We start from the raw sequence: 22,556 nt of genomic DNA on the forward strand, positions 1-22,556 counted from the left end.
TGATAGAGGGGTTGCGGACGTACGGCGGAGTACCAGGAACCCGTTCAGACTCAGAACGCGCCCTGAGGGCGGGAGGCGGTGTCCGCTGCCCGTCCCGCCGGAACGCTCTCGCCCGTGCCCGCCTCGCGCAGCATCGCGTAGAGCGTGGGCCCTTCGGGGACGGTGATCTCCTCCGTCGTGCGGAACCCGAACCTCTCGTAGAAGGGCAGGTTCTCGGCCTTGCTGGACTCCAGGTGTACGGGGAGTCCGCTCTGGTCCGCGCGGCGAAGGCCGAAGCGCAGCAGGGCGACCCCGGCTCCGGCGCCCCGCACGTCCGGGTCGGTGCCGAGCTCGGACAGGTACCAGTGCGGGGTGCTGGGCGCGCTCGCCCCGAGCATCCCCATCCCCTTCATGATCACGGGCAGCCTGCGCGGTTCGAAGAGCCCGGCGAAGTGTGGGGCGGAGCGCAGGAGGGCTATCGCGGAGGCCGTCCGCGATGCCTCGGGGTCACCCCACATCGCGGCGCCGACCACCTTCCCGTGGAGCTCGGCGACCTCCACCCGCCCGTGCGGGAGGTACTCGAACCCCGCCTCGATCGCGTAGAGCCGCCTGGACCTGCGCGGCAGCTCATCGGGGTCGGGGAACATCCACGCGTTGACCGGATCCTGCTCAAAAGCCCGACCCAGGACCCGGGCCAGCTCCACCACATCCGAGGCTCCCGCGGCCCTGACCTGGGCTCTGTCCTTGCGCTGGGTCCCGTTGCCCATTCTTCTCCCCCTCAATTAACCGTCTGGACGGTACAGTACCGCAGGCAGGAGCCGTGAAGCCCGTGACATTCGCCATGGGGCAAGGGATCTCGGGGCGGTTTCTCAGGGAGCGGGGGGACGCACGAGCACGTCGTAGGTGTCGGTGGTGCGCTCCAGCTCCACGCCGAGCCCGCGCGCCCAGGCGTCGAGTTCGGCTTGGACGGCGGGTCCGTCACGATCGTCGTCGGCGAGCACCTCGAGCTCGACGAACACTCCGGCGCCCTCGACGACGTCCACGCACACACCGATCGGCCCGGCGTGCCCCGTCCGGCGGTCCTTGACGATGCGCACGGCGGGCTCGTATCCCAGCGCCAGCAGCGCACCGTGCATCTGTTCGCGGTCCGCCACCACGGTTTCGTACTCGACGCATTCCATGGGGTTGGCCAGCGGGGTCTTGGTCGTCATGGTGTGGGTACCGTCCTGGGTGCGCAGCCGGGCGAAGGTGTGCCCGACCTTGCCGTGCGCGGGCTCCCACCCGGCGGGCGCGTAGGCCTGGTCGTCCTGGTAGGCGGGAGCACCCATCTCCACCCCGACCTCCTTGAGCGCGACCAACAGCGCCTCCAGGTCGACCACACGGTACTTCGTCTCGATTTCCCGCAACACGTATCCCCAGCGTCTCGGCCCCACCGTCCCGGCGAGCGTACCGAGACAGCCCGCCGCATGTGCCGCGTTCGCTGCCGAAGGCGCCCGGCCCAGCTGTCGAGTACATCGACGAAGACCAGACCTTGACAGAAAAAGCGCAGACCAGAGATTGATATGCAAGTACACACTTGCCTATAGTCGGACTGTGTCCGACGAACTCTTCAAAGCTCTGGCCGATCCGACCCGCCGGAAGATCCTCGACGAACTCTCCGAGCGGTCCGGACAGACCCTGTTCGAGATCTGCGCGCGACTGGTCAGCAAACACGCGGTCAGCATGTCGCGGCAGGCGATCTCCCAACACCTCGCCGTCCTGGAGACCGCCGGCCTGGTCGAGAGCCGACGAGAAGGGCGCCAGAAGTTCCACCACATGAACCCGGCACCGCTGAGGCACATCACCGAGCGGTGGCTCAGGCCCGACGAACGAAAGAGCAGCCCATGAGAATCCACCTGAACAGCGTCTTCGTGGACAGCCAGGTCAAGGCCCTGGACTTCTACACGAACGTGCTGGGCTTCGTGAAGAAGCACGACGTCCCCCTCGGCGAACCCTCGGAGGAGAACCGCTGGCTGACCGTGGTCTCACCCGAGAACCCGGAGGGCGCCGAACTGCTGCTGGAGCCCTCCGGCCACCCCGCGGTGGGGCCGTACCGCGAGGCACTGGCCGACGACGGCATTCCGGCCACCCAGTTCGCCGTGGACGACGTGCACGCCGAGTACAAGCGACTGCGTGAGCTCGGTGTCCGCTTCACCCAGGAGCCGTTGGAGATGGGGCCGGTCACCACAGCGGTACTGGACGACACCTGCGGCAACCTCATCCAGATCATGCACGAGGGGTAGGGCGGCGCAGAAGCCCGGAAGTACGTCGGAAGAGCCGCGGCGAAAGGGGCAACGGCGTCGGGTGGTGCGGACTCGTGCTCGGATGCCATGAATCGGGGCCGGGTATCGAACACCTCCTGCGCGCCGAGGCCGAAGCCGCCGACGTCGACCGGCCGGAGAAGGGGCGCTGGTGTGTGTCGTCGCCAAGCCCGAAGGTAACGGGTTCTGCCTGATCAGGGCGTGCGTCGAACCGATCAGACGGACCTCTTCGACGGGGAGGTCCGCGCCCGGGCAGAGCGCACAGGCATCCGGTATCCGCCCGTTCCCACGCCGAACCCGTGGCCCGGTTCATCACAGGACCGCGGGTTCGGGCTGGCCTCGGACCTTAGAAGGTCCGGACCCTACGGTTCACACCTGGTGCCTGTGGCTCTTGGCCTCATGGGCGCCTGCCGTGCCCCGCGAGGGCGCCCGCGCCGCGTCGGCCATCCCCGCGGCCCGCACCGACCGCTCGGTGCCGAGCTTGAACACGGCCCACACGAGGATGAGGGTCGCGATCCCCGTCGGCACGTGGAAGGCGTAGTCGACCATGATCAGCGCGTTCAGGTCGTGCCCGATCGACATGTGGAAGCCGATGTGCGGCCACCAGCTGACCAGCAGAAAGACGAAGCTGGCGAACACGGCGACGGCGGTACCCGTCGATTCGGGGAAGGCTCGGCGGACGTAGGGCCACCCGAAGACAGCCACGGCGACACCGAGGCCCAGGAGGATGGCGTCCCACGCCCCCAACGCCATGAAGTTGGCCATCTGGCCGGAAGTGGGCTCGGGTCCGCCCTCCGCGGGAGGGAAGACCATCGGAGCGAGCAAGAAGGCCGGGACGGCCACGACGACGGTGACGACAGCGAACTTGAGCCAGGTAGGCATGGGGAACGCCTCCTCAAAGAGGTGAACACCCCGGCACCCCCAGTGTCAGAGCGACTTACGTCAAACACTAGTTCCGATGTGGCCGCCTGCGCCTTCCGGTGAAGCGGATGGCCTGTAGTGGCCGTAGGGGAATGTGTGCCGCGAGCGGCTGCTGGTGCCTTATTCCCCCACACGCGAGGTGATCGCCTTTCGGGTCGACAGAGCCCGCGCGGTGACCCTCACAACGGGGGCGTGTCGCTGACCCCTGGCGCTGAAACTGCTGGCGCTTTCGTCCTCTCCCCGCTGCCGACCCTGGGAACACCCGCAACACCAACGGACCCGGATCCGATATGGCGGGCCGGATCGAGCAGACCCAAACCGGCGTGACCGGGACCACGCCCGACGAACGCTTCGCCCTGGTCCGCGCCGTGGCGAGCCCAGGCGGACGCCGACCCGCGTTCGAAGTATTGACGGGCTGTTGCGACCACCGGTCGAATAGCACGGTGATCACATCTGGGAACGACGCTTCGCACAACGAAGAAGCAGCCGGGCGCACCAGCGGCGACTACAGCTACTCGGAGGTAGGGGCAACACGCGCCCTGACTCTTCCTTCTGGCTACAAGCACCTTCGCCAGGCAGGTCCTGCGGGGCGGGGCATGGACGACTTCCACGCTGCGGCCGAGGCGCTCATGTGCTGGGACGTACATCGTAATGCGGGCCTGACGGTGCGATCCGGCAGCGGTCGGGCAAGGGCAGGCACCGAGGTGGTGCTGGAACTGGGCATGGGACCGTTGCGTGTGCGGGCCCCGTGCCGGGTCATCTACACGGTGGACGAGCCGCGACGTCGCGGCTTCGCCTACGGCACCCTCGACGGCCACCCCGAGCGCGGCGAGGAGCTGTTCTGCATCGAGATCGACACGGTGGGGAACGTCAGACTCTCCATCACGGCTTTCTCCACCCCCGCCCTGTGGTGGAGCCGACTGGCATCACCGCTCTCGCGTGCGGTGCAGCACCGGATCACCGACCGGTACCTACGGGCACTGGCGCCGAAGGGCTGAGTCCGGCGGCGGTCCGGCTGGTTCTTCGTGCATGGAATCGTTCGCCGTGCCGTCACTATCTCTTGATGGCATCCCGAAGGTCAGACATGCAACGTCAGAGGCACGGGAGCATGACGCTCGACCGGTCCCCCTTGGGCGCAGTCCGTCCCTCTGATCAGAAGAGCAGGGAAGTAGCTCTCCGCTCGCCAGTCAGTCCTTCTGTTCCTGAACAGTAACGACCTCGACGGCGTTTGGCGGGATGATGTAGCACTCCCCGTCGGAGTCGGTAAAGGTGACCGGGTGTCCTGCTTGCAGTTTCTCCGTGAGCTGCCGGATCACCTTCTGCCGGTTCTCACCGTCACCGGGGCGAGCGACCTGGTCACCCGTAGTCTCATAGCTCTTGCCCGACAAAGTGCGGATGAACACCCGAAGCCTCATGCGCTGACCTCCTTGGGGATGGGGCCTCCAACATCTCACCGGACCGGAGCCGCGCGGCCTCGCCGCGCCGACGGATGCAGTCGTGTTCTGGAGGCGGGTAACCGCGTTCGCCGGAGGGTGGTGGTCGGTTCAGCCCCGCGTGCGCGGGGAGCAGCCGGGCACCAGGTGCGGGCCGAGCAGCGCGAGCACGATGCCCTCATCGACGTCAACGACATTCAGCTCGGCCACGACACCCTGGTGCGACGGAACGCCGACGTCGAGTGGGCGTGCTCACGGAACCGAGTCCATGAGCCCTCGATCACCCAGAACCTGCGAATCACGTCGAACCCGGGCAGGGGCCCGCATCGCTTGCCTTCAGTGAGAGCGCCCCGGTCCTTCCATTCACCTCCCGGTCCGGGGAGGGTTCCGCCCCGGACCGGGCCGCTCAGATTCGGGGCGGCCCGCCCACCCTCTGGGGTGTGCGGTCACGCGTGCGTGCGGCGAATGCCCCTAGGGCGACCGCTCCGAAAAACGCCGTCCACCCCAGGCTGAGGAGTGCCGATGTGAGCGGGACGGTATCGGTGAACGCCCCCGCCGCACAGACTTGCATCGCTCCGTACCCGGGTAGGAGGAGAACGGCGTCGGCGTCCGCGGTCGGGTTGATGATGGGGTTCTGTAGGGCGTTGTCGATCACCGTCGCCACGATGATCACGAAGGTGCCCTCCAGTTCTTCCGGTAGGAACAGGGCCAGGAAGAGCCCGATGGCACCGTAGGCCGTCCCGCCCAGGAAGAGGCCCGCCCACAGCGCCAGTGGTTGCTCCGCGGACCAGTGCAGGGAAGTCCAGGCGGTGGCGTAACCGCTGACCGTTGCCGAGGCCGCCACCAGCATGGTGAGCTTGGCCAGGATGAGCGCCGTGCGGGGGTAGCCCACCCGGGCCAGGCGCCGATCGAAGTCCGCCGAGCGGTGCGCCGCGGTGAACATCGCGAACCCCACCAGCAAGGACACCAGGTTGAGTACACAGCCCAGGGTCGTGACCTGGTGCCCCAGCGCCTGGATCCGCGTGTCCGTGGAGCGGTGCACGAACTCGACGGGTTCCCCGGTCACCACCGAATCGACCAACCAGATCAACAGGGGTACGAGGCAGACCAGCACCACCACCGCGAGACGGTTGCGGGCCAACTCCAGCAGCGAGTACCGAGTCGCCACCAGGTAGGCGTTCACCGGCCGTGCCCGACGACGCTCTGCTTGAACGTGCCCGCACGCAACTGGTACAGGGTGTCCAGACGGTCGACGTCGTGGGCCAGGTGGGAGATGACCACGATGGCGCGTCCTTGGGCCCGCAGCTCCGCGGAGATCTCCCAGAACCGCAGGTAGGTTTCCCAGTCGAAGCCCTGGTAGGGCTCATCCAGCAAGAGGACGGCCGGGTCGTGCATGAGGGACAGGACCAGGTTGAGCTTCTGCCGTGTTCCGCCGCTCAGGTGCCGGACCCGGGTGGCACCGTACTGCTCGAACCCGAGTCGGTCGATGAGGGTGCGAGCCCGGTCCAGACGGCGCAACCGGTAGGCGACGGCGAAGTAGCGCAGATGCTGGTCCACGGTCAGCTCCGGGTTGGTCACCGGGTGCTGGGGACAGTAGCCGATCCGACCCTCGACCCGCACCCGGCCGGAATCGGGCGCGAGTTCACCGGACAGGATCCGCAGCAGGGTGGTCTTGCCCGCTCCGTTCTCGCCGACGACCCCCACCAGCTCTCCGGGCGCGGCCCGCAGGCTCACCCCGCGCAGGACACGCCTCGTCCCGAAGGCCTTGTGCACGTCCGCCACACGCAGCATCAGACGTTCACCTCGCTCAGGGTGCCGCCGAAGCTCCTGCGCCGTCCCGCGTAGGAGTTGACGGCGCGTACCAGGTGGGAGCGGTCGAAGTCGGGCCAGAGAGCGTCCTCGAAGACGATCTCGGCGTAGGCGGTGTGCCAGGGCAGGAAGTTGCTGGTGCGCTGCTCGCCGGCGGTTCTGATCAGGAGGTCCACGTCGGGTAGCTCGGGGTCGTAGAGGTACTCCGCGAGGTCGGACTCCGTCATGCGCGTCGGGTCCAGCCGCCCCGAGAGCGCCTCGGCCGCCGTGCGTTTGAGCGCGTCCACCATCTCCTGGCGGCCTCCGTAGTCCAGGCAGGACGTGAACGTGACCCCGCTGTTACCCGACGTCAGCTCCTCGGCCCACTCCAGCCGTTCGCGGAGCGCCGCCTCGACCCTGTCGCGGCGGCCGCACCAGCGCATCCGAACGCCCCGGGCGTGCAGGCGCCCGACCACCCCCGGAACGCCCCGGGCGAACATCCTGAACAGTGAGGACACTTCTTCGGGAGAGCGCGACCAGTTTTCCGTGGAGAAGGCGAAGGTGGTCACGTACTTGATGCCCAGATCCCCGGCGGCGTCCACCAGACGATACATCGCCTCCTCTCCCGCCGAGTGCCCCTCCACCGGAGCCAGCCCGAGTGCCTTGGCCCACCGCCGGTTACCGTCCATGATCACGGCCACGTGCTCGGGGACCGCGGCGGGAGGGTCCCCGGAGTCCGGGGACGGGCCGGGGAACTGCCGTTGCCGCAGCGTGGGGACGGCTGGCAAGGCTCCGACGGGTGTCTCTCGGGTTTGTGACAACCGGGCGGGAACGGCTGTTCGCGGTGGAGCACCCGGTAGGCCCGCTGGAAGATGCTCGCACTCGTCCAGGCCCGTTCGCAGTCCGGCCACCATGGATGCGAGGAAGGGACGGCTGGAAGGGTGCACCGCATCGACCACCTCCTGCCCCTGGGCCAGCAGCCCGCGTGCCCGCTGCACCTGTAGTGCGATCAGTTCCCGATAGGCGTTCGTGCCGCGCGCACCGATCAGGTCGTCCGCGTCCAGCCCGAATCGCTCCAGGTCCTGGCGGGGCAGGTAGCAACGGCCCTGTTCGAGATCCTCGGGTAGGTCGTGGAGGATGTCGATGTACTGGAGGACTTCGCCCAGCAGCGACATGAGTTCCGGGGCGTCCTCTCGGACCGGCTCCAACACGGTGCCGAGCAACTCCCCGACGGTGCCGCTCGTACCGCGCATGTAGCCCCGTAGGTCGGCGAAGCCGGGAAAGTCGGGCGGTCGGCGACTGTCCTGTTCGAGTGTGGTGAGAAGCTCCTCCAGCACCGGCACGGACATGTCCCACGCCCGCACCGTGTGGACCATGGCGCGCTGGACCGGCGGCAGGCGGACGGGTGTGTTGGGTCCGTCGGCCAGCGCGGTCAGGATGTCGGCGCGGAATCGGGCCAGGGCCGGCCCGCGCTCGGAGACCTCCCCTTCGTCGGCCAGCCGATCGGCCCATAGCCCTAAGGCGACCAGCGCGTGCGCGTAGGGGCGCTTGTGGGCGGGCAGCAAATCGACGACCTGCGGAGAGAGATGATCCGCACCCGCGTGGATCCTGCGGCAGACCTCGAAGGCGCGCGCCAGGTAGGTGTCGGCGCCCCGCTCCGCGATCAGCGGGGAGCCCGTCCTCATGTACCCGCTCATCGCTGGTCCTGCGCGGTGGCCGCGGGAGTGCGCCCTCGCACCCGTGAACCGTTTCCAGCGAGGGGGGCCGCCTGCACACACATCCCGGACAAAACTGAGGGGAGTTGAATTATCACGAAGAGTAGCCTAGTGGTTTCCACGCCCGCTGAGAACTGCGGACGGTGGTCTCCAGGGCTGCTCTCCCCGCTGCACTGGCCACGAACGCGCCCCGGAGAGCCATCGAAAACCGCCGACCGGGGCCGCGGACGGTGGTCACTCCGATCACGGGGTTCAAGGCGGCCTTGGGCCTTCACCGGCCGAGCCGAGGAGGCCGGGCTTGCGCCCTCGATGGGGTTCCGGGGCTGCTACGACTGCCAATCTGTTTCTGCCGGGCCCATCCCCGCCTGCGCGGGGCTCACACCGGCTCCAGACCGGGCTGGACGGAGAACTCCGGTCCATCCCCGCGTGCGCGGGGCTCACACCCACCAAGGATGCGCCGGGGTTGGCGGACCCCGGTCCATCCCCGCGTGCGCGGGGCTCACAGTTAACGACCTGCGAGAATGCGGGCCGTTATCTTCCCGCAACCTAGCCTTGAGCCACGACCTCCGAGATCTCGGCCCTGCACCGAATCACATGATAGAGGGCCTTAGTGGGCCAGGCGGGGGTGATACCGCCCGGCCCTTGCTGTTAGCGGATGGGAGCGAGGGCCTCGCGCAGAGCCATGGGAGTAGGAGCGGTGACGAGGTCAGGCGGGCATGGGCAGCTCCGGCGGAGAAGTGTCGCCACGAAGACCGGTTTGCCGTTTCGGTTGTGGAGTTCGTAGATCAGGTGGTGCGGGAACTCCTTGCGGAGCTGCTGGATCTCTTGGCTTGGGAAGACGCTGTAGCCGACCATCCTCACCCCCGGCCCAGGGACGGACTGGTGAGCACAGCGAAGGAACCGGGTTTCGGAAGCGGGTCCGGAGACTCCCAGTCGAGGGTGAAGAACACCGCCGAACCGTTGCGGGTGTGCTCGCTGCCCCAGGTGCTGGCGAGGGCGTTGACGATGTGCAGTCCCCGACCGTGTTCGGCATCGGGCGTGGCCGGGAGCACGCGCAGGTGAGGTGTGCGGGTTCGGGTGGTGCTCCCACCACGGATGGAGACGCGCATGCAGTGGGTGTAGAAGAACGCCGAGACGACGAACGCCCCGCGCTGGCCCGACGAGGGCGAGTGCAGCAGGGCGTTGGTGGTGATCTCGCTGGTAATGAGCAGCGCGTCCTCGGTGATGGGTGCGGGTATCCGGGCTGAGGCGGGCCGGAGGTTCATCCGCCGCCGCAGCCAGTCGCGCACCTCCTTGACGGAGACGGCGTGCCGGGGGAAACGGCCGAGGTGGCGATGGGGTTCGGGCCGGTTCGGGGAGGGAGGCTTGTAAGCACTACGCTCGTACATAGGTCCGCACCTGCTCCTAACAGGTTGTGGGCTCAGGTCCTGGCCGGGTGTAGGCGCACCCGGCCAGGGCCGTTTTGTTTGGCGCACAGGACAGGGAAGTTCGAGAAGCCAGCCCCTGCTGTGCGCCTGACCTCTATCATCAACACCACAGAGTGTTAGCGCAAGGAATCTTTAATAGTTCGTCGCATTTTTAGTTCACGCAAAAGTTGAGGGCTGGCAAGATGGGCCGACGTACATCGAACGACACACCGAGTGGAGTGAGTATGAGGACGCGGCTCAGCCTGTCAGTGCGAGGGAAGCGGCTGCTGCGCGAGCTCAAGCGTCTTCGCGACGAGCGACGGATGAGTCCGGAGGACGTCGCCGGGCAGCTGGGCTGGCACAAGACGAAGCTGTACCGCATCGAACGCGGCGAGAGCCGTCTGATCCTTGACGATCTCGATGAGCTGCTTGAGCTTTACGGGGTGCGCTCCCCAGAGCGCGAGTCCCTCTTCAAGCTGGGCAAGGACGCTTGGAAGCGCGGCTGGTGGTTGGCCTATCGGGATCTGTACCAGGGCGAGAGCTTCTTCGTCATGGAGAACGACGCGGCCAGAATCGGCATCTACTCACCCAGCCAGCTTCCAGGTCTGTTCCAAACAGAGGATTATGCGCGGATCGTCATCCGCACCATGGTCCCCGAGGCCACCACGGAGGAGGTCGAGCGTCAGGTGACCGCAAGGATGGAACGCCAGGGAATCCTTGCCCGGAAGGAACCACCACAGGTGTTCGCGGTACTGGACGAGATCGCTCTGCGACGAGGGGTTCAGCCGGAAACGGTACAGAAGGATCAGCTGGAACAACTCGTTGAACTGGCAAAACGTCCGAATATTACCATTCGGATCATCCCATTGGACGCTGGCCTATACATGGGCCAATGGGGACAGTTCACTCTCTTCGAGTTCCCTGACGCAGAAGACACCCCTGTCGCTTACCAGGAAGGTCTCTTCGGTGATGTGTACGTGGAGGACCCCGGTGACCTGGCCCGGTATAGGGTGAGTGCCGCGCATACCTCCGATGCAGCGCTGAACCCCACAGAGTCCCAGGCGCTGATCGAGAAGCTAGCTGAGGAGAGTTACGGGTGAGTGACGTCGTGTCCGAACGTTGGCGGAAGAGCAGCTACAGCGGTGGCGGCAAAGACTGCGTAGAGGTTACTGAGGCTTCGTCCAGGACACTGGTGCGGGACTCCAAGCAGCCCGGGCTGGGGCACCTGGCCTTCACCTCCGACGGCTGGAACGCCTTCGTCTCCTCGGTGAAGGCCCCGCACACTGAACTGGTCCCCGATAGTTGGACCGGCTAACTAAAGGTTAGGCCGCCAGGGCCTGAGCTCGGTACTGCACCGGGCTCAGGCCCTCAAGGTAGCTGTGGACGCGTTCGTGGTTGAACCAGGCGATGTACTCCTCCAACCCCGCGGTGAACTCCTCGACGGTCTCGAACTCGGCATGGGTGAAGAATTCCTCCTTCAGGTGGCCGAAGAAGCTCTCGATCACCGCGTTGTCCAGGCAGTTGCCCTTGCGTGACATCGACTGGATGCCCTCGACCCCGGCGAGCAGACGCCGCCAGGACACATGCTGGTACTGAAACCCCTGGTCGGAGTGGACCAGCGGGCTCTGACCAGGGGCCAGGGTCTTCAACGCTTCTCGCAAGGAGGTGTTGGTCAACTCCAGGTTCGGTGACAGACCCGCCGTGTAGGAGATGATCTGCCGGTCGAACAGGTCCATGACCGGTGACAGGTAGACCTTGTGGCCCGCGACGGCGAACTCGCTCACGTCGGTCACCCATTTCTGGTTCGGCCCCTGCGCGGTGAAGTCACGCTCCAGCAGGTTCGGCGCCACCTGGCCCGCCTGGCCCCGGTAGGAGCTGTAGGGCTTCTTACGGCGCACCCGGCAGACCAGGCCCAGCTGGTTCATGAGCTTGAGCACGGTCTTCTTCGCCACCCGCCACCCCTTCTTGAGGAGCTGGTCATGGATCCGGCGGTGCCCGTAGCGGCCCTTGTTGTGATCGAAGAGCCGCCTGATCTGGGCCTTGAGCGCTGCCTGGGCATCAGGGTGCTCCAGCCGGGCCTGGTGGTAGAAGAACGTCGAGCGGGCCAGCCCAGCGACCTTCAACAGCACGTCCAATCGGTGTTCGGCCTTGAGGGCGACCACAGCGTGAACCCTCACTCTGGTGGATGTTCCCTCAAGGCCCGCACTTTTCCCAGGTAGGCGTTCTGGGCGCGCAGGAGCTCGTTCTCACGGCGTAGTCGTTCCAGCTCTGAGGCTGGCTCTGGTGGTGCGCTCTTGGGCGGGCGTCCTCGCTGCTTGGGGCGTAGCCCCTCCGAGCCCTGGGTGCGATAGGTGCGCACCCACGATTCCAGCAGCTTGGGTGAGGACAGTTCCAGTTCCTTGGCCAGCTCGGTCTTGGGCTCGCCAGCCAGGAGGCGGCGCACCGCCTCGACCTTGAACTCGAAGGAGTAGGACTTCTTCGCCTGTTTGGTCACCAGCGCTCCCGGGCCGTGGATCCGCCACCGTCGGTACAGGCTTCGGACCGCCCATCGCGAGACCCCGAGAGAGGCCGCTACCGCGTGATCGGCTCTGCCTTGCTCGAACAACGCTATCGCTTGGTGGCGTTGGTCCTGGGTGAGTGAGCTGTTCGCTCTCATGGGACTGCTCCCTGGTCGATGGAACTGGATTTCCAGTCCAACTTCCAGGGAGCAGTTCACACCAGCTGAGCCCCTCCCCCACAGCACTCTTCGAGCCCCGGGACCGTTCTCACGGCCCGGGGCTCGGCTGTGGAACGGCCTCAGGCAAGCCTGAGCAGGCCCGCCCGTGTCGGGCCGAAGCCGCAGGCCTTCCGGTAGAACCCTTCGAGGTGGGGCTCGTAGTCGACGTGCACCCACTCGATGCCCAGCCCCCGCAGGTCCTCCAGCAGCGCGGCGACCACCCGCCCGCCCACGCCCCGGTGCCTCATGTCCGAAGCCACCGCGGTGTCCAGGACGAACGCGTGCACGCCCCCGTCCCAGACCGCGTGCACGAAGCCGACGAGCCGTCCCAGCACGAAGGCCCCCGCCCAGGAGCGACTGTGGCGCTCCAGCCGCTCGGACCAGGGGACCAGCGCGAACTCGTGGGCGAAGGCATCGGTGTGCAGGCGGGACAGCTCCTCGGCGTCAACGGGGAACCGCAGTCGGATCTCCTCATGCATGGGGGGAGGCTACTCACCGGCTCCCCTCGGCATCGGGTCGGCCCGGTGAAACGGCCAGTTCCCGCAGGACCTGGGCGGTGCGCAGTCCGGCGAAGGCCACCGCGAGGGCGCCGACGCTGACGACGGTGAGCGCGCCTCCCGCCATCAGCGCGCCCGCCGCACCGATGAGCGGCGCCAGCCCACCGAGGGTGAGCGCACCGGCCGAATCTCCGATGGTGGCCTGGGCGGTCCACACCGAGTTGACCCGTCCGCGCAGCCGGTCGGGGGTGTGCGACTGCAGCAGGGCGTACCGCAGGATCTCCTCCACCACCTGGCCGAAGCCGAGGAAGACCAGGAACAGGAAGGCCAGCGGCGCCCAGGTGCTGGCTCCGAAACCGAACACCGTCAGGCCGCACAGGGCGACCGCGACCAGCAGGAGGGAGCCGGTGCGGCGGGCGCGGCCGGCCCAGCCGCTGGTGAGCGAGCCGATCAGCGCGCCGACCGCGGGGGCGGTGTACAGCAGGCCGACCATGGTCGGTCCGCCGCCCAGCACCTTGTCGGTGAACTCGTTGATGAGCACCTGGGGTGCGGCGAACAGCATCTGTGCCAGGCCCAGCAGCAGCAGGGGCCCGACGACCCGGTGCCGGAAGGCGAACCCCGCCCCCTCGCGCATCGCCGCCAGAACGGACTGGGCGCGGGCCTCCTCGGGGGCTTCGAGCCGGGGCAGCCGCCAGACGAGGACGGTCGTGAAGAGGGACAGGACCGTGGTGATGACGTAGTTGCCGCCCATCCCGGCCGCCGCGATGATGACACCGCCCAGGGCGGGTGCCAGTACGGAGCCGAGTTCGCCGTTGAGGGCGAGCAGCGCCCCGGCGGCGGGGAGTTTGTCACGCGGCACGAAACCGGGTGCGGCCGCCTGAAGCGCCACGGCGCTGAAGGAGCCGAAGAAGCCGTTGAAGGCGGCGACGGCGTAGATCACCCACAGCCAGGGCTGGTCGGGGACGAGGGTGTTGACGGCCAGGGCACCGAAGCCGAGGATGGCGGAGGCCCGTCCGATGACGATCAGGCGCCGCCGGTCGCCCCGGTCGGCGAGCATCCCACCGACCAGCGTTCCGGCCAGCACGCTGACCGCGGAGGTGGTGTGCACGGTGGCCACCAGCAGTGAGGACCCAGTGAGCTGGTAGACCTGCATCGGCAGGGCCACAGCCGCGAAGCCCAGCCCGAAGATGGAGACGAGCCGGGCGACGAAGACGATGCGGAACTCACGGCTCAGGCGCAGGGGGCTGACGTCGACCATCAGCTGGGAGAGTTTCACGGGGTCCTTCGCTGGTGGTGGGTGGTGGGGGTGCGGGGAGGGTTTGGCCCCCTCTTCTCCGTGATCTTGCTACCAGTAGCGAAATCGGCGCCGATTTCGCTACTGGTAGCAAGATCACGGGGGTGTGCGGGGTTTGGGAACAGCGCGGGCGCGGGGGAGACGCCCCCACCGACCGTGTTCGTGAGGCGGACCGGCGGCGGGGCGTCTGGAGTGCCAGGAACCTGAGCAGGCTCAGGACACGCCCTAGTCGTCGTCCTCGTGGTGGTCGAGGTTGCTCGTGCCACGGCGCCAGTAGCCGTCGACCTCGCAGGTCTCGTTGCGCACGAAACCGCGTTCCTTGAGCAGGCGGCGGATGGGCTTGAGGGTGTCGGCCTCCCCCGCCGCGTAGACGAAGCCCTCGCCCTCGGGCAGTTCGAGCGCGCGGAAGGCCTCCAGGAGCAGGTCGGTGCTGCCGGGCTCCGCCCCGCCCCGGTGCAGCCAGGTGATGCGAGAGTCGGCGGGGGCGCGGAGCCGCTGCTCCTCCTCGGCGTCGGCGACCTCGAAGAACGCGATCACCTTGGCGTCGGCGGGCAGTTCCTCGATGTAGCGGGCGGCGGCGGGCAGCGCGGTCTCGTCGACCAGGAGCACGTGGTAGTCGAACTCGCCGGTGATCCAGGCGGTGCCGCGGGGGCCGAGCACGCCGAGTTTGTGGCCGGGTTCGGCGTTGATCGCCCAGCGCCCGGCGGGGCCGTGGTCGTGGGCGACGAAGTCGATGCTGAGGCGCTGGGCCTCGGCGTCGAGGGCGCGCACGGTGTAGTCGCGGAAGACCACCCCGTCGGCGCGGAAGTTGAGGCAGCGGTCGTCCTCGACGATGGGGAGCACGTGCTCGCCGGTCTCATTCGGGAACCAGAGCTTGACGTGGTCGGCGAAGTGGTCGCTCTGGAGCCCTTCGAAGTCGGGTCCCTCCAGGTGGACGCGGATCATCCTCGGGGTGATCCGCTCGACCTCGGCGACCTCCAGCACACGTCGCTTGAGCGGATACATCTCGATGATGCGTTCGTGGGTCACTGCTTCCTCATCCTTACGGTGCTGGTCGCGTCCGCTCGCGGGCGGGCGGCTCTGCCGGGGGCGGCGGACGGCGTGCGGAAAAGCGCGTGGTGGAACCCCGGTGCGAGCGGGGATCCACCACACGGGGCGGTGCGGGTCAGGCGAGCGCCTCGCGCAGGCTGCGCGGGCGCAGGTCGGTCCAGTGCGTGTTGACGTAGTCCAGTGCCTCGTCACGGGAGACGGGGCCGTGGACGGGGGTCCACCCCTGGGGGACCTGGGCGAACCCGGGCCAGAGCGAGTGCTGGTCCTCGTCGTTGACCAGGACGAGGAAGCTGCCTTCGATGTCGTCGAAGGGGTTGGTCATGGTGACTCCTTCGTTGGTGTCGCGAGGCACGGATGCCTGGGGGTCCGGGGGTGGTGCTCCGGTGCCGGTACCGGAGGGATCACAGGTCCTGGAGGACCTCTTCGACCTGGTCGAGGACGTCGTTGGCCTGGACCCAGGTGCGGGAGAAGCTGTAGCGCAGCGGGTGGACCTGGTCGTTCTCGACCGCGGGCAGGCTCTGCCAGAGGCCCTGGTCGAGGAGCTCGGCGGTGAAGGGGTCCGGCTCGTAGGACACGTCGGTCTCGTAGAAGATGACGTCGGCCTCCTCGAGCTTGTCGATGTTCTCGTAGGACTGCTGGGTGGCGAAGTCGCCGTCGGCCTCCTCCACGACCGCGGTGGACCGGGCACCGAGCTCGTCGAGGATGTAGGCGCCCCAGGCGTTGGTGTTGACGACGGAGAACTCGCTGTCGACCCCGAACACCACGGCGAAGGTGTTGTCCTGGAGCTGGTCGGAGTAGGTCTCGCTGAGTTCGGCGACGCGCTCCTGGTAGCGGTCCCTCTCGGCCTCGGCGCCCTCGGCGTTGCCGATGGCCTCCGCGAGCTGGATGCTCATGTCACGCAGTTCGGGACCGGCGCCGTCGAAGTCGAACAGGACCGTGGGGGCGATCTGCGAGAGGTCCTCGAAGTGCTTCTCGTAGTCGCCGTGGCTGATCTCGCGCACCCCGCCGATGATGAGGTCGGGGTCGGTGGAGGCGATGGCCTCGATGTTGAGCTCCAGGCTCATCTCCTGGACGACCGTGGCCTCCTCGAGGACGCTCAGCTGCTCGGGGGTGTAGAGGCTGGGGTTCGGGTCGATGACGCCAACAGGCGTGATTCCGGCTTCGACGACGACCTCGTTGCCGAACTCCAGGGCGACGATGCGCTCGGGGTCGACCGGGACCTCGACGGGGCCGTAGTCGGTCTCGACCGTGGTGGTCTCCTCGGCCGCTCCAGCCTCGTTGGCGGAGGAGTCATCGCCGCATGCGGTGAGGGCGAGGAGCAGGGCGAGGCCGCTGGCGGTGAGGGCGCCGCCCCGGAGGTGGGTCGTCAGCTGGGTCACGGTGTTCGCTTTCGTGGGAGCGGGGTCGGGTTCAGGGGCTGCCGGGCTGGCGCGGGGCCTACCCGAGGCATGGGTCATGGGGCCTCATGTCCCTGTGAACGGGGAGGAACACGAAGCATCACTAAGGCTAGCCTTGCCTTATCCCCCATGGGAACCCGGGGTCGACTTTTTCTTAGGTGAGGCTTGCCTCGCCCACCCGCCCGTGTCGCCGCCGTGCACGCGGCCCTGTGCAACGCACGGGATCCCTTCGTGTACCGGGACACCGGTGCGGGGCGAAGCAAGGCAGGTCAGGGGGTTCGCACCGACCCCGGCCGCGGAGCGCGCCCCGCCCAGGACGCGGGCGCCGAGCACACCGGGACGGCCGGGGCAGCCGCGCCCCGGGCCGCCCCGGCCCTTTCAGCGCCGGGCGAGGACGACCGACTGCGGGGGACGCTCCAGGTGGCGCACCGAGACGCGGTCGTACCCGGCCCGCTCCAACCACTGTTCGTAGTCCGCGACACCGTGGGCGTCCCCGCTGTCGGTCCAGGCCAGCATCTGCAGCCCGAACGCCGCGGTGACCTGGTCACGGTCCCCCATGTAGCTGACGATGGCGAGACCTCCCCCGGGAGCGATGACCGACCGGAGCCGGCGGTACAGGGACTCGTTGGCGGGGCCGTCGAACATGTTGGTCACGGTGGAGCAGAACACCAGGTCGTAGGGCCCCTCAGGGAGGCTTGCGTGCAGGTCGCCCGCGAACAGTTCGACACCGGCGTCCCGTAGGCGTTCGTCCCCTTCCGCCAGGGCGATCAGCGCGGGAAGGTCCTGCACGGTCGCCTTCAATCCGCGCCGGGCGAACTCCAGTGCGTGCTCGCCGTGTCCACCGCCGAGGTCGAGGACGCTTTCGGCGTCGGGGAACCGCTCCAGGCAGACGTCGACGACGGTCCGGGTGAGACGGCGGGCGTTGACGGCCAGCAGGTTGGGCACGGTGGGCTTGGGGGCGAGTGGTCGACCGGTCAGGCCCTCGGGCAGATACGTGCGCTCCTCGAGCCTGGGGCGGATCAGGGCGGCCCAGCGGCGGATCGTCGCCGCGTGGCGCAGGAGCACGGCGTCGTCCGGTGCGGCGGGCGCCTGCGGCCCTTCGCGGTAGCGTCCGGCGGTGTCCTCGGTCACGATCCCCCAGACCGCCAATTCCCTGAGCACGGCGCGCAGGGCGCCCTCGTGCAGCCCGCACCGGGCGGCCAGCTCCGAGGGGGTCCCGGGCAGGACGTCCAGCGTGCCCGTCTCCGCCGCGGCCTCGTAGGCCAGGGCCAGGCGCCAGTCGACGAGTTCCCGGGCCGGGGCGAGAAAGGACAGGTCGGGATCCGGCCCCGCCCACGGGGGCAGAGGAGGACGTGCGGCGGCCTCGCCGTCTTCGTCGAATCCATGGTGGGCGTCGTCGTGCTCAGGCGTCCTCACGGGAGTCCTCTTCTGGTGCGATCCGGTGTGTCCGGTCGGTCGGAGCCGCCCGCGGGAGGGCGGGACCGTGGTCGGGCCGCCGCCCCTCGCCCGTCCCGTGTACGGGGGCGGGCGGGGCAGGGCAGGGCAGGGCGGGACCGAGGTTTTCGTGAAGCACGGAACAGCACAAGATTTTTTGCCGTTTCGACAAATCCGCATCGAGCACGGCCGTGTGCGCCCCTGGCTCGGCCCACCAGCCTCGCCCTCCCCCCGGCAGACCGGGGAACGCCTGGTTCAGACCGTGGCCTCGCGCAGACTGCGGGGGCGCAGGTCGCTCCAGTGCGTGTTGACGAAGTCCAGCGCCCCGTCCCGGGAGACGGGGCCGTGGACGGGGGTCCAGCCGGCGGGGACCCGGGCGAACCCGGGCCACAGCGAGTGCTGGTCCTCGTCGTTGACCAGGACGAGGAAGCTGCCTTCGATGTCGTCGAAGGGAGCGGCCATGGTGACTCCTCCATCGGGGGTCGGAGAACGGTCGTGACGGGCGGCGGGCTTTCCCGGCCCGGCCTCAGCCGCGGTCCCCGCGCAGGACGCGGTCGAGAACGGGGCCGATCACCGCCAGAGCGGCCGGACCGGTCATGTCGTTGTGGTGGTGGTCGACGGGGGTGTCGAGCACCTGTCCGCGGACGTGCTCCTTCCACAGTTCGGCGGTGATGCCCGAGTTCGGATCGCGCTCGGCAGTGGCGGAGAAGAAGTACAGGTCACCTTCGAAGGCCCGGTATCCGGTGCGGTACATGACCTCGTTGGTGTACATGCGCGCCCGGATCACGCGCTCGATGGTGGCGGTGTCGAAGTCGGCCCAGACCCCGTCGCTGTCGCGCATGAACTCGACGACCTCCTCGCGCTTGTAGGGCTTACTCAGCCAGGAGGGCAGGTCGCGCTGGGAGCTGGAGAGCAGGAAGTCCAGCGCCTCCTGTTCGGCCTCGGCGTCAGGCATGGCCCCGCCCGCCCGCAGGACGGGCTCGGAGTCGGTGGGGTAGGTGTCGAGCATGCCGAGGAAGGCCACCCGCTCCCCCTCGGACTGCAGGAGGGTGGCCAGGCAGTGCGCGATCTGTCCGCCGAAGGACCAGCCCAGCAGGTGGTAGGGGCCGTCGGGCTGGACGGTGCGCACCAGACGGGCGTAGCGCTCGACGAGTTCCTCCATGGTGGGGGGCAGTTCGTCCTCGCGCAGGCCCGGGAACTGGATGCCGACGATGGGCCGCTCCTTGTCCAGGTGGGGCGAAAGGCCCGCGTAGGACCAGCTGAAACCGCTCGCCGGGTGGAAGCAGAACAACGGCTTCCCGCGTCCCCCCGCACGCAGGCGCAGGACCGGGGCGAGCAGGTCCTCGCGGCGCGGGGAGTCCAGGTAGTCGCGCAGCCGGGCGACGGTGGGCGCGGCGATGAGGTCGCCCGCGCGCAGGCGCTGGCCGGTGCGCTTACGGATCCGGCCGACCAGGCGCATGGCCAGCAGGGAGTGGCCGCCCAGGTCGAAGAAGTCGTCGTCGATGGTGAGGGGGAGTGCCTGGTCGGGGCCTTCGGCCTGCGCTGTCAGGCCGAGCACGGCGGCGAAGTCGGCGCACAGGGCGCGGTCGGCGTCGTCGCGGGGCGGGCGGCCGGTGGTGCCCTGGTGGGCGGGGGCGGGCAGTGCGGAGGCGTCGAGTTTGCCGTTGACGGTGAGCGGCAGCCGGTCCAGGACGGCCAGGGCGGAGGGCGCCATGGCGTCAGGGAGATCGCGCTGGAGACCGCGGCGCAGGGAGTCGGTGTCGATGTCGGCGCCCGCGGCGGGGACCAGGTAGGCGACCAGGCGTTTGAGGCCGGGGGTGTCCTCGCGCACGACCACCGCGGCCTGGGCGACGTCCGGGTACTCCTCCAGGGCGGCCACCACCTCGCCGGGTTCGATGCGCACACCGCGGATCTTGACCTGGTCGTCGGCGCGGCCCAGGTAGTCGATGAGGCCGTTGGCGTCCCAGCGGACCAGGTCGCCGGTCCGGTACATGCGGGACCCGGGCGGGCCGTAGGGGTCGGCGACGAACCTCTCGGCGGTCAGGTCGGCGCGGCCCGTGTAGCCGCGGGCCAGTCCGACGCCGCTCACGTACAACTCGCCCGGAACGCCGGGGGCGACCGGGCGCAGGGCCGAGTCGAGCACGTGCACGTCGGTGTTGGCGATGGGCCGCCCCACCGTGGGGGTCGGGCTGTCACCGGTGCCGCCGCCGAGGGTGTTGATCGTGTACTCGGTGGGTCCGTACAGGTTGTAGCCGAGCACGTTGTCGGCCTCGCGCAGGGTGTCCCAGACGGTGGCGCTGACCGCCTCGCCGCCGAGCAGGACCAGCGGCGGCCGGTGCGCGCCGGGGACAGGAGCGGACGCGGCTCCGGAGCCGCGGGCTGAGTCCTGGTCCGCTGTCTCCTGCCCCGGTGTTCCCAGGAGGCCGTCCTCGATGAGCTGTCCGCAGTAGGACGGGGTCACGTTGACGACGTCGATGTCCTGGGTGGCGCAGTAGGCGACCAGGGCGGCGGAGTCGCGGCGCAGTTCCTCGTCCATGAGGTGCACTTCGTGGCCGTCGATCAGCCACAGGAGTTCCTCCCAGGACATGTCGAAGGAGAAGGACACGGTGTGCGCCACCCTCATCACCCGTCCGCCCTGGGCCCGGACCACCGGGTCGAAGATCTCCGTGCGGTGGTTGACCAGCATGTTCACCAGGCCGTGGTAGGGGATCTCCACGCCCTTGGGCCGACCGGTGGAACCCGAGGTGAAGATGACGTAGGCGAGGTGGTCTGGCCGGCGCGCGGCCGGGGTCCGGGGCTGGGAGAGGTCGGCCCCCGCGAGGGCGTCGAGGGTGTGCGGGTCGTCCAGGTAGAGGCGGTGTCCGCCGGTGCTCCGCCCGGTCGCGTCCTCCCCCGGCAGGTTCTGGGCCGCTCGGGTGGTGGTGACGGTGACCAGGGGGCCGGAGTCGGCGAGCATGTTCCCGAGCCGGGCCGCCGGGTGCTCCAGGTCCAGGGGAACGTAGGCGGCGCCCAGTTTGAGGACCGCGAACAGGGTCACCACCCAGTCGGCGGAGCGGTGCAGGGCGATGGCGACCCGGACCTCGGGGCCCACGCCGAGACCGCCCAGCAGCCGGGCCAGGCGTTCGGCCCGCTCGTCGAGCTCGGCGAAGGTGAGGCTCTCGTCGCGGGTGACCAGGGCGGTGCGCGCGGGGTCGCGGCGGGCGGACTCCTCGAAGACCGCGGCGAGGGTGGTCTCGGGCAGTTCGCGCCGAACACCCTCCCCCAGGGTGAGGGCGGCGCTCGCGGTGCGCGCGGAGAGCGGGTTCAGGTCGGCCACGGGGGCGTCGGGCTGCGCGGCGATCTGTTCGAGCAGGCGCACCACCCGGTCGTAGAGGTCCTGTGCGACCTGTGCTGTGACCACGTCGGTGCGGTAGGCGAGGCTGAGGCGCAGCTCCTCGCCGGGCTGGGCGACGAAGGTCAGCGGGTAGTGGGTGGCGTCGTTACCGGTGACCGATTCCAGGCCGGTCCGCTCGCGCACGCTCTGGTAGCGCTCGTCGTCGCGAGGGATGTTGCGCTGCACGTAGAGCGAGTCGAAGAGCCGCTGCCCGCCGACCGCGCCCTGGATGTCGGCGAGGCTGACGTGGTGGTGCGCGAGCAGGTCGGCCTGTTCGCCCTGGAGGCGGACGAGGAGCTCGCGGACGGTCTCGGCGGGGCGGACCCGCACCCGGACCGGCACGGTGTTGAAGAAGACGCCGACGATCGAGTCCACCCCGTCGATCTCGGGCGGGCGCCCGGCGACGGTGCTGCCGAAGACGATGTCGTCGCCGCCGGTGTGGGAGCGCAGGACCAGCCCCCAGGCGGCGAGGAAGAGCGTGTTGGGGGTGACCCCGGCCTCTCGGGCCAGCGCGGTGAGGCGGCCGACCAGGTCGGGGGCGACGGTCCCGTCCACGGTCCGGGGCATGATCGTGGTGTCTCCGGCGTCGGCGGCCGAGACCAGGGTGCCCTGCTCCACACCGTCGAGGGCGGCGCGCCAGGCCTCGACGGAGCGCTGGTGGTCCTGCCGGGACAGCCACACCAGGTAGTCGCGGTAGGGGCGGGGCGCGGGCAGGCCGGTGTCGTCGCCGCCGCGCAGGTACAGGTCCATGAGCTCGGCGTTGTAGAGCTCGCCGGACCAGCCGTCCATGACGATGTGGTGGAAGGTCAGGATGAGGACGTCGCGCTCTTCGGGCAGGTGGACGAGAACGTGCCGGATGAGCGGCGGCCGGGCGAGGTCGAAGCGGCGTTCGCGCTGGCCGACGCGGATGTGTTCGAAGCGGCGCCGGGCCTCGGCGGGCGGCAGGTCGGTCAGATCCGTCTCGTGCCAGGCCGCCGGGACCTCGCGCGGGATGAACTGGACGGGGCGTTCGACGCCTTCGTGCATGAACCCGGCACGCAGGGCGGGGTGGCGGCGCAGGAGGGTCTGCGCGGCGGCGTGCAGAGCGGCGGCGTCGACCCGGCGGGTGAACTCGAAGACGTTCTGGACGGTGTAGACGTCCAGGTGCTGTTCGTCCTTGACGGAGTGGAACAGCAGCCCTTCCTGGAGGGTGGCGAGGGGGAGCACGTCCTGGATGTCGCCCGGGCCCTCGGCGCTGGCGTTCATGGGTGTCC

23 protein-coding genes are annotated in these 22,556 nt (G+C 69.0%); 5 read left to right on the plus strand and 18 right to left on the minus strand.

Annotated features, from left to right (window positions below; genetic code table 11):
* Positions 1-50: 50 nt before the first annotated feature.
* Positions 51-746, minus strand: a complete 696-nt coding sequence (locus NE857_RS18110) for a GNAT family N-acetyltransferase (RefSeq protein ID WP_254416845.1) — start codon at positions 744-746, stop codon at positions 51-53.
* Positions 747-848: 102 nt separating this feature from the next.
* On the minus strand, positions 849-1,385 hold the full coding sequence (locus tag NE857_RS18115) for a class IV adenylate cyclase (protein WP_254416846.1): 537 nt from the start codon (positions 1,383-1,385) through the stop codon (positions 849-851).
* Between the two features lie 187 nt (positions 1,386-1,572).
* On the opposite strand from NE857_RS18115, the gene NE857_RS18120 reads away from it, so the two are divergent.
* Both NE857_RS18120 and NE857_RS18125 read left to right on the plus strand, forming a co-directional pair.
* Entirely contained in the window at positions 1,573-1,866 is a 294-nt protein-coding gene (locus NE857_RS18120; protein WP_254416847.1) for an ArsR/SmtB family transcription factor, read from the plus strand.
* Positions 1,863-2,261 carry a VOC family protein gene (locus NE857_RS18125; RefSeq protein ID WP_254416848.1) on the plus strand — a complete coding sequence of 133 codons (399 nt, stop codon included), beginning with the start codon at positions 1,863-1,865 and terminating at the stop codon, positions 2,259-2,261. The genes NE857_RS18120 and NE857_RS18125 overlap by 4 nt, the downstream gene beginning before the upstream one ends.
* A gap of 387 nt (positions 2,262-2,648) precedes the next feature.
* On the opposite strand, the gene NE857_RS18130 is transcribed toward NE857_RS18125, so the two are convergent.
* On the minus strand, positions 2,649-3,161 hold the full coding sequence (locus tag NE857_RS18130) for a hypothetical protein (protein ID WP_254416849.1): 513 nt from the start codon (positions 3,159-3,161) through the stop codon (positions 2,649-2,651).
* A gap of 329 nt (positions 3,162-3,490) precedes the next feature.
* On the opposite strand from NE857_RS18130, the gene NE857_RS18135 reads away from it, so the two are divergent.
* A complete protein-coding gene (locus NE857_RS18135) occupies positions 3,491-4,198 on the plus strand; it encodes a DUF1990 domain-containing protein (protein ID WP_254416850.1) in 708 nt (235 codons plus the stop codon).
* Between the two features lie 189 nt (positions 4,199-4,387).
* Here NE857_RS18135 and NE857_RS18140 read toward each other — a convergent pair whose 3' ends face one another.
* The 5 genes from NE857_RS18140 to NE857_RS18165 all read right to left on the minus strand — a co-directional run bounded on the left by NE857_RS18140 (position 4,388) and on the right by NE857_RS18165 (position 9,524).
* Positions 4,388-4,615 carry a hypothetical protein gene (locus tag NE857_RS18140; protein ID WP_254416851.1) on the minus strand — a complete coding sequence of 76 codons (228 nt, stop codon included), beginning with the start codon at positions 4,613-4,615 and terminating at the stop codon, positions 4,388-4,390.
* Between the two features lie 424 nt (positions 4,616-5,039).
* Positions 5,040-5,801, minus strand: a complete 762-nt coding sequence (locus NE857_RS18145) for an ABC transporter permease (RefSeq protein ID WP_254416852.1) — start codon at positions 5,799-5,801, stop codon at positions 5,040-5,042.
* An 11-nt stretch (positions 5,802-5,812) separates the two neighbouring features.
* Positions 5,813-6,424: an ABC transporter ATP-binding protein gene (locus NE857_RS18150; protein WP_254416853.1), complete on the minus strand. Its 612-nt coding sequence runs from the start codon at positions 6,422-6,424 to the stop codon at positions 5,813-5,815.
* The gene (gene uppS / locus NE857_RS18155; RefSeq protein WP_254416854.1) at positions 6,424-8,118 is read right to left on the minus strand and encodes a polyprenyl diphosphate synthase; all 1,695 of its coding nucleotides are present in this window, start codon (positions 8,116-8,118) and stop codon (positions 6,424-6,426) included. The genes NE857_RS18150 and uppS overlap by 1 nt, the downstream gene beginning before the upstream one ends.
* An 875-nt stretch (positions 8,119-8,993) precedes the next feature.
* On the minus strand, positions 8,994-9,524 hold the full coding sequence (locus NE857_RS18165) for an ATP-binding protein (RefSeq protein WP_254416856.1): 531 nt from the start codon (positions 9,522-9,524) through the stop codon (positions 8,994-8,996).
* 263 nt (positions 9,525-9,787) lie between these two features.
* On the opposite strand from NE857_RS18165, the gene NE857_RS18170 reads away from it, so the two are divergent.
* On the plus strand, positions 9,788-10,642 hold the full coding sequence (locus NE857_RS18170; protein ID WP_254416857.1) for a DUF5753 domain-containing protein: 855 nt from the start codon (positions 9,788-9,790) through the stop codon (positions 10,640-10,642).
* Between the two features lie 8 nt (positions 10,643-10,650).
* Positions 10,651-10,857, plus strand: a complete 207-nt coding sequence (locus tag NE857_RS18175; RefSeq protein WP_363319950.1) for a DUF397 domain-containing protein — start codon at positions 10,651-10,653, stop codon at positions 10,855-10,857.
* Positions 10,858-10,864: 7 nt separating this feature from the next.
* Here NE857_RS18175 and NE857_RS18180 read toward each other — a convergent pair whose 3' ends face one another.
* The 10 genes from NE857_RS18180 to NE857_RS18225 all read right to left on the minus strand — a co-directional run bounded on the left by NE857_RS18180 (position 10,865) and on the right by NE857_RS18225 (position 22,548).
* Entirely contained in the window at positions 10,865-11,719 is an 855-nt protein-coding gene (locus NE857_RS18180) for an IS3 family transposase (RefSeq protein WP_254416859.1), read from the minus strand.
* On the minus strand, positions 11,716-12,036 hold the full coding sequence (locus tag NE857_RS18185) for a helix-turn-helix domain-containing protein (protein ID WP_254416860.1): 321 nt from the start codon (positions 12,034-12,036) through the stop codon (positions 11,716-11,718). The genes NE857_RS18180 and NE857_RS18185 overlap by 4 nt, the downstream gene beginning before the upstream one ends.
* A 302-nt stretch (positions 12,037-12,338) precedes the next feature.
* Positions 12,339-12,737 (minus strand): GNAT family N-acetyltransferase, encoded by a 399-nt coding sequence (locus NE857_RS18190; RefSeq protein ID WP_254416861.1) that lies wholly within the window; start codon positions 12,735-12,737, stop codon positions 12,339-12,341.
* Between the two features lie 13 nt (positions 12,738-12,750).
* Positions 12,751-14,013 (minus strand): enterobactin transporter EntS, encoded by a 1,263-nt coding sequence (gene entS / locus NE857_RS18195; protein WP_254422022.1) that lies wholly within the window; start codon positions 14,011-14,013, stop codon positions 12,751-12,753.
* 261 nt (positions 14,014-14,274) lie between these two features.
* Positions 14,275-15,078, minus strand: a complete 804-nt coding sequence (locus NE857_RS18200) for a siderophore-interacting protein (RefSeq protein ID WP_254416862.1) — start codon at positions 15,076-15,078, stop codon at positions 14,275-14,277.
* Positions 15,079-15,214: 136 nt separating this feature from the next.
* Positions 15,215-15,421: an MbtH family protein gene (locus NE857_RS18205; RefSeq protein ID WP_026116507.1), complete on the minus strand. Its 207-nt coding sequence runs from the start codon at positions 15,419-15,421 to the stop codon at positions 15,215-15,217.
* 79 nt (positions 15,422-15,500) lie between these two features.
* The gene (locus tag NE857_RS18210; protein ID WP_017580519.1) at positions 15,501-16,478 is read right to left on the minus strand and encodes an ABC transporter substrate-binding protein; all 978 of its coding nucleotides are present in this window, start codon (positions 16,476-16,478) and stop codon (positions 15,501-15,503) included.
* 396 nt (positions 16,479-16,874) lie between these two features.
* On the minus strand, positions 16,875-17,912 hold the full coding sequence (locus tag NE857_RS18215; protein WP_254416863.1) for a class I SAM-dependent methyltransferase: 1,038 nt from the start codon (positions 17,910-17,912) through the stop codon (positions 16,875-16,877).
* 273 nt (positions 17,913-18,185) lie between these two features.
* Positions 18,186-18,392: an MbtH family protein gene (locus tag NE857_RS18220; protein ID WP_254416864.1), complete on the minus strand. Its 207-nt coding sequence runs from the start codon at positions 18,390-18,392 to the stop codon at positions 18,186-18,188.
* A 64-nt stretch (positions 18,393-18,456) separates the two neighbouring features.
* Entirely contained in the window at positions 18,457-22,548 is a 4,092-nt protein-coding gene (locus tag NE857_RS18225; RefSeq protein ID WP_254416865.1) for a non-ribosomal peptide synthetase, read from the minus strand.
* Between the last annotated feature and the right edge of the window lie 8 nt (positions 22,549-22,556).

This window comes from Nocardiopsis exhalans (assembly GCF_024134545.1).
Classification (GTDB): Bacteria; Actinomycetota; Actinomycetes; order Streptosporangiales; family Streptosporangiaceae; genus Nocardiopsis; species Nocardiopsis exhalans.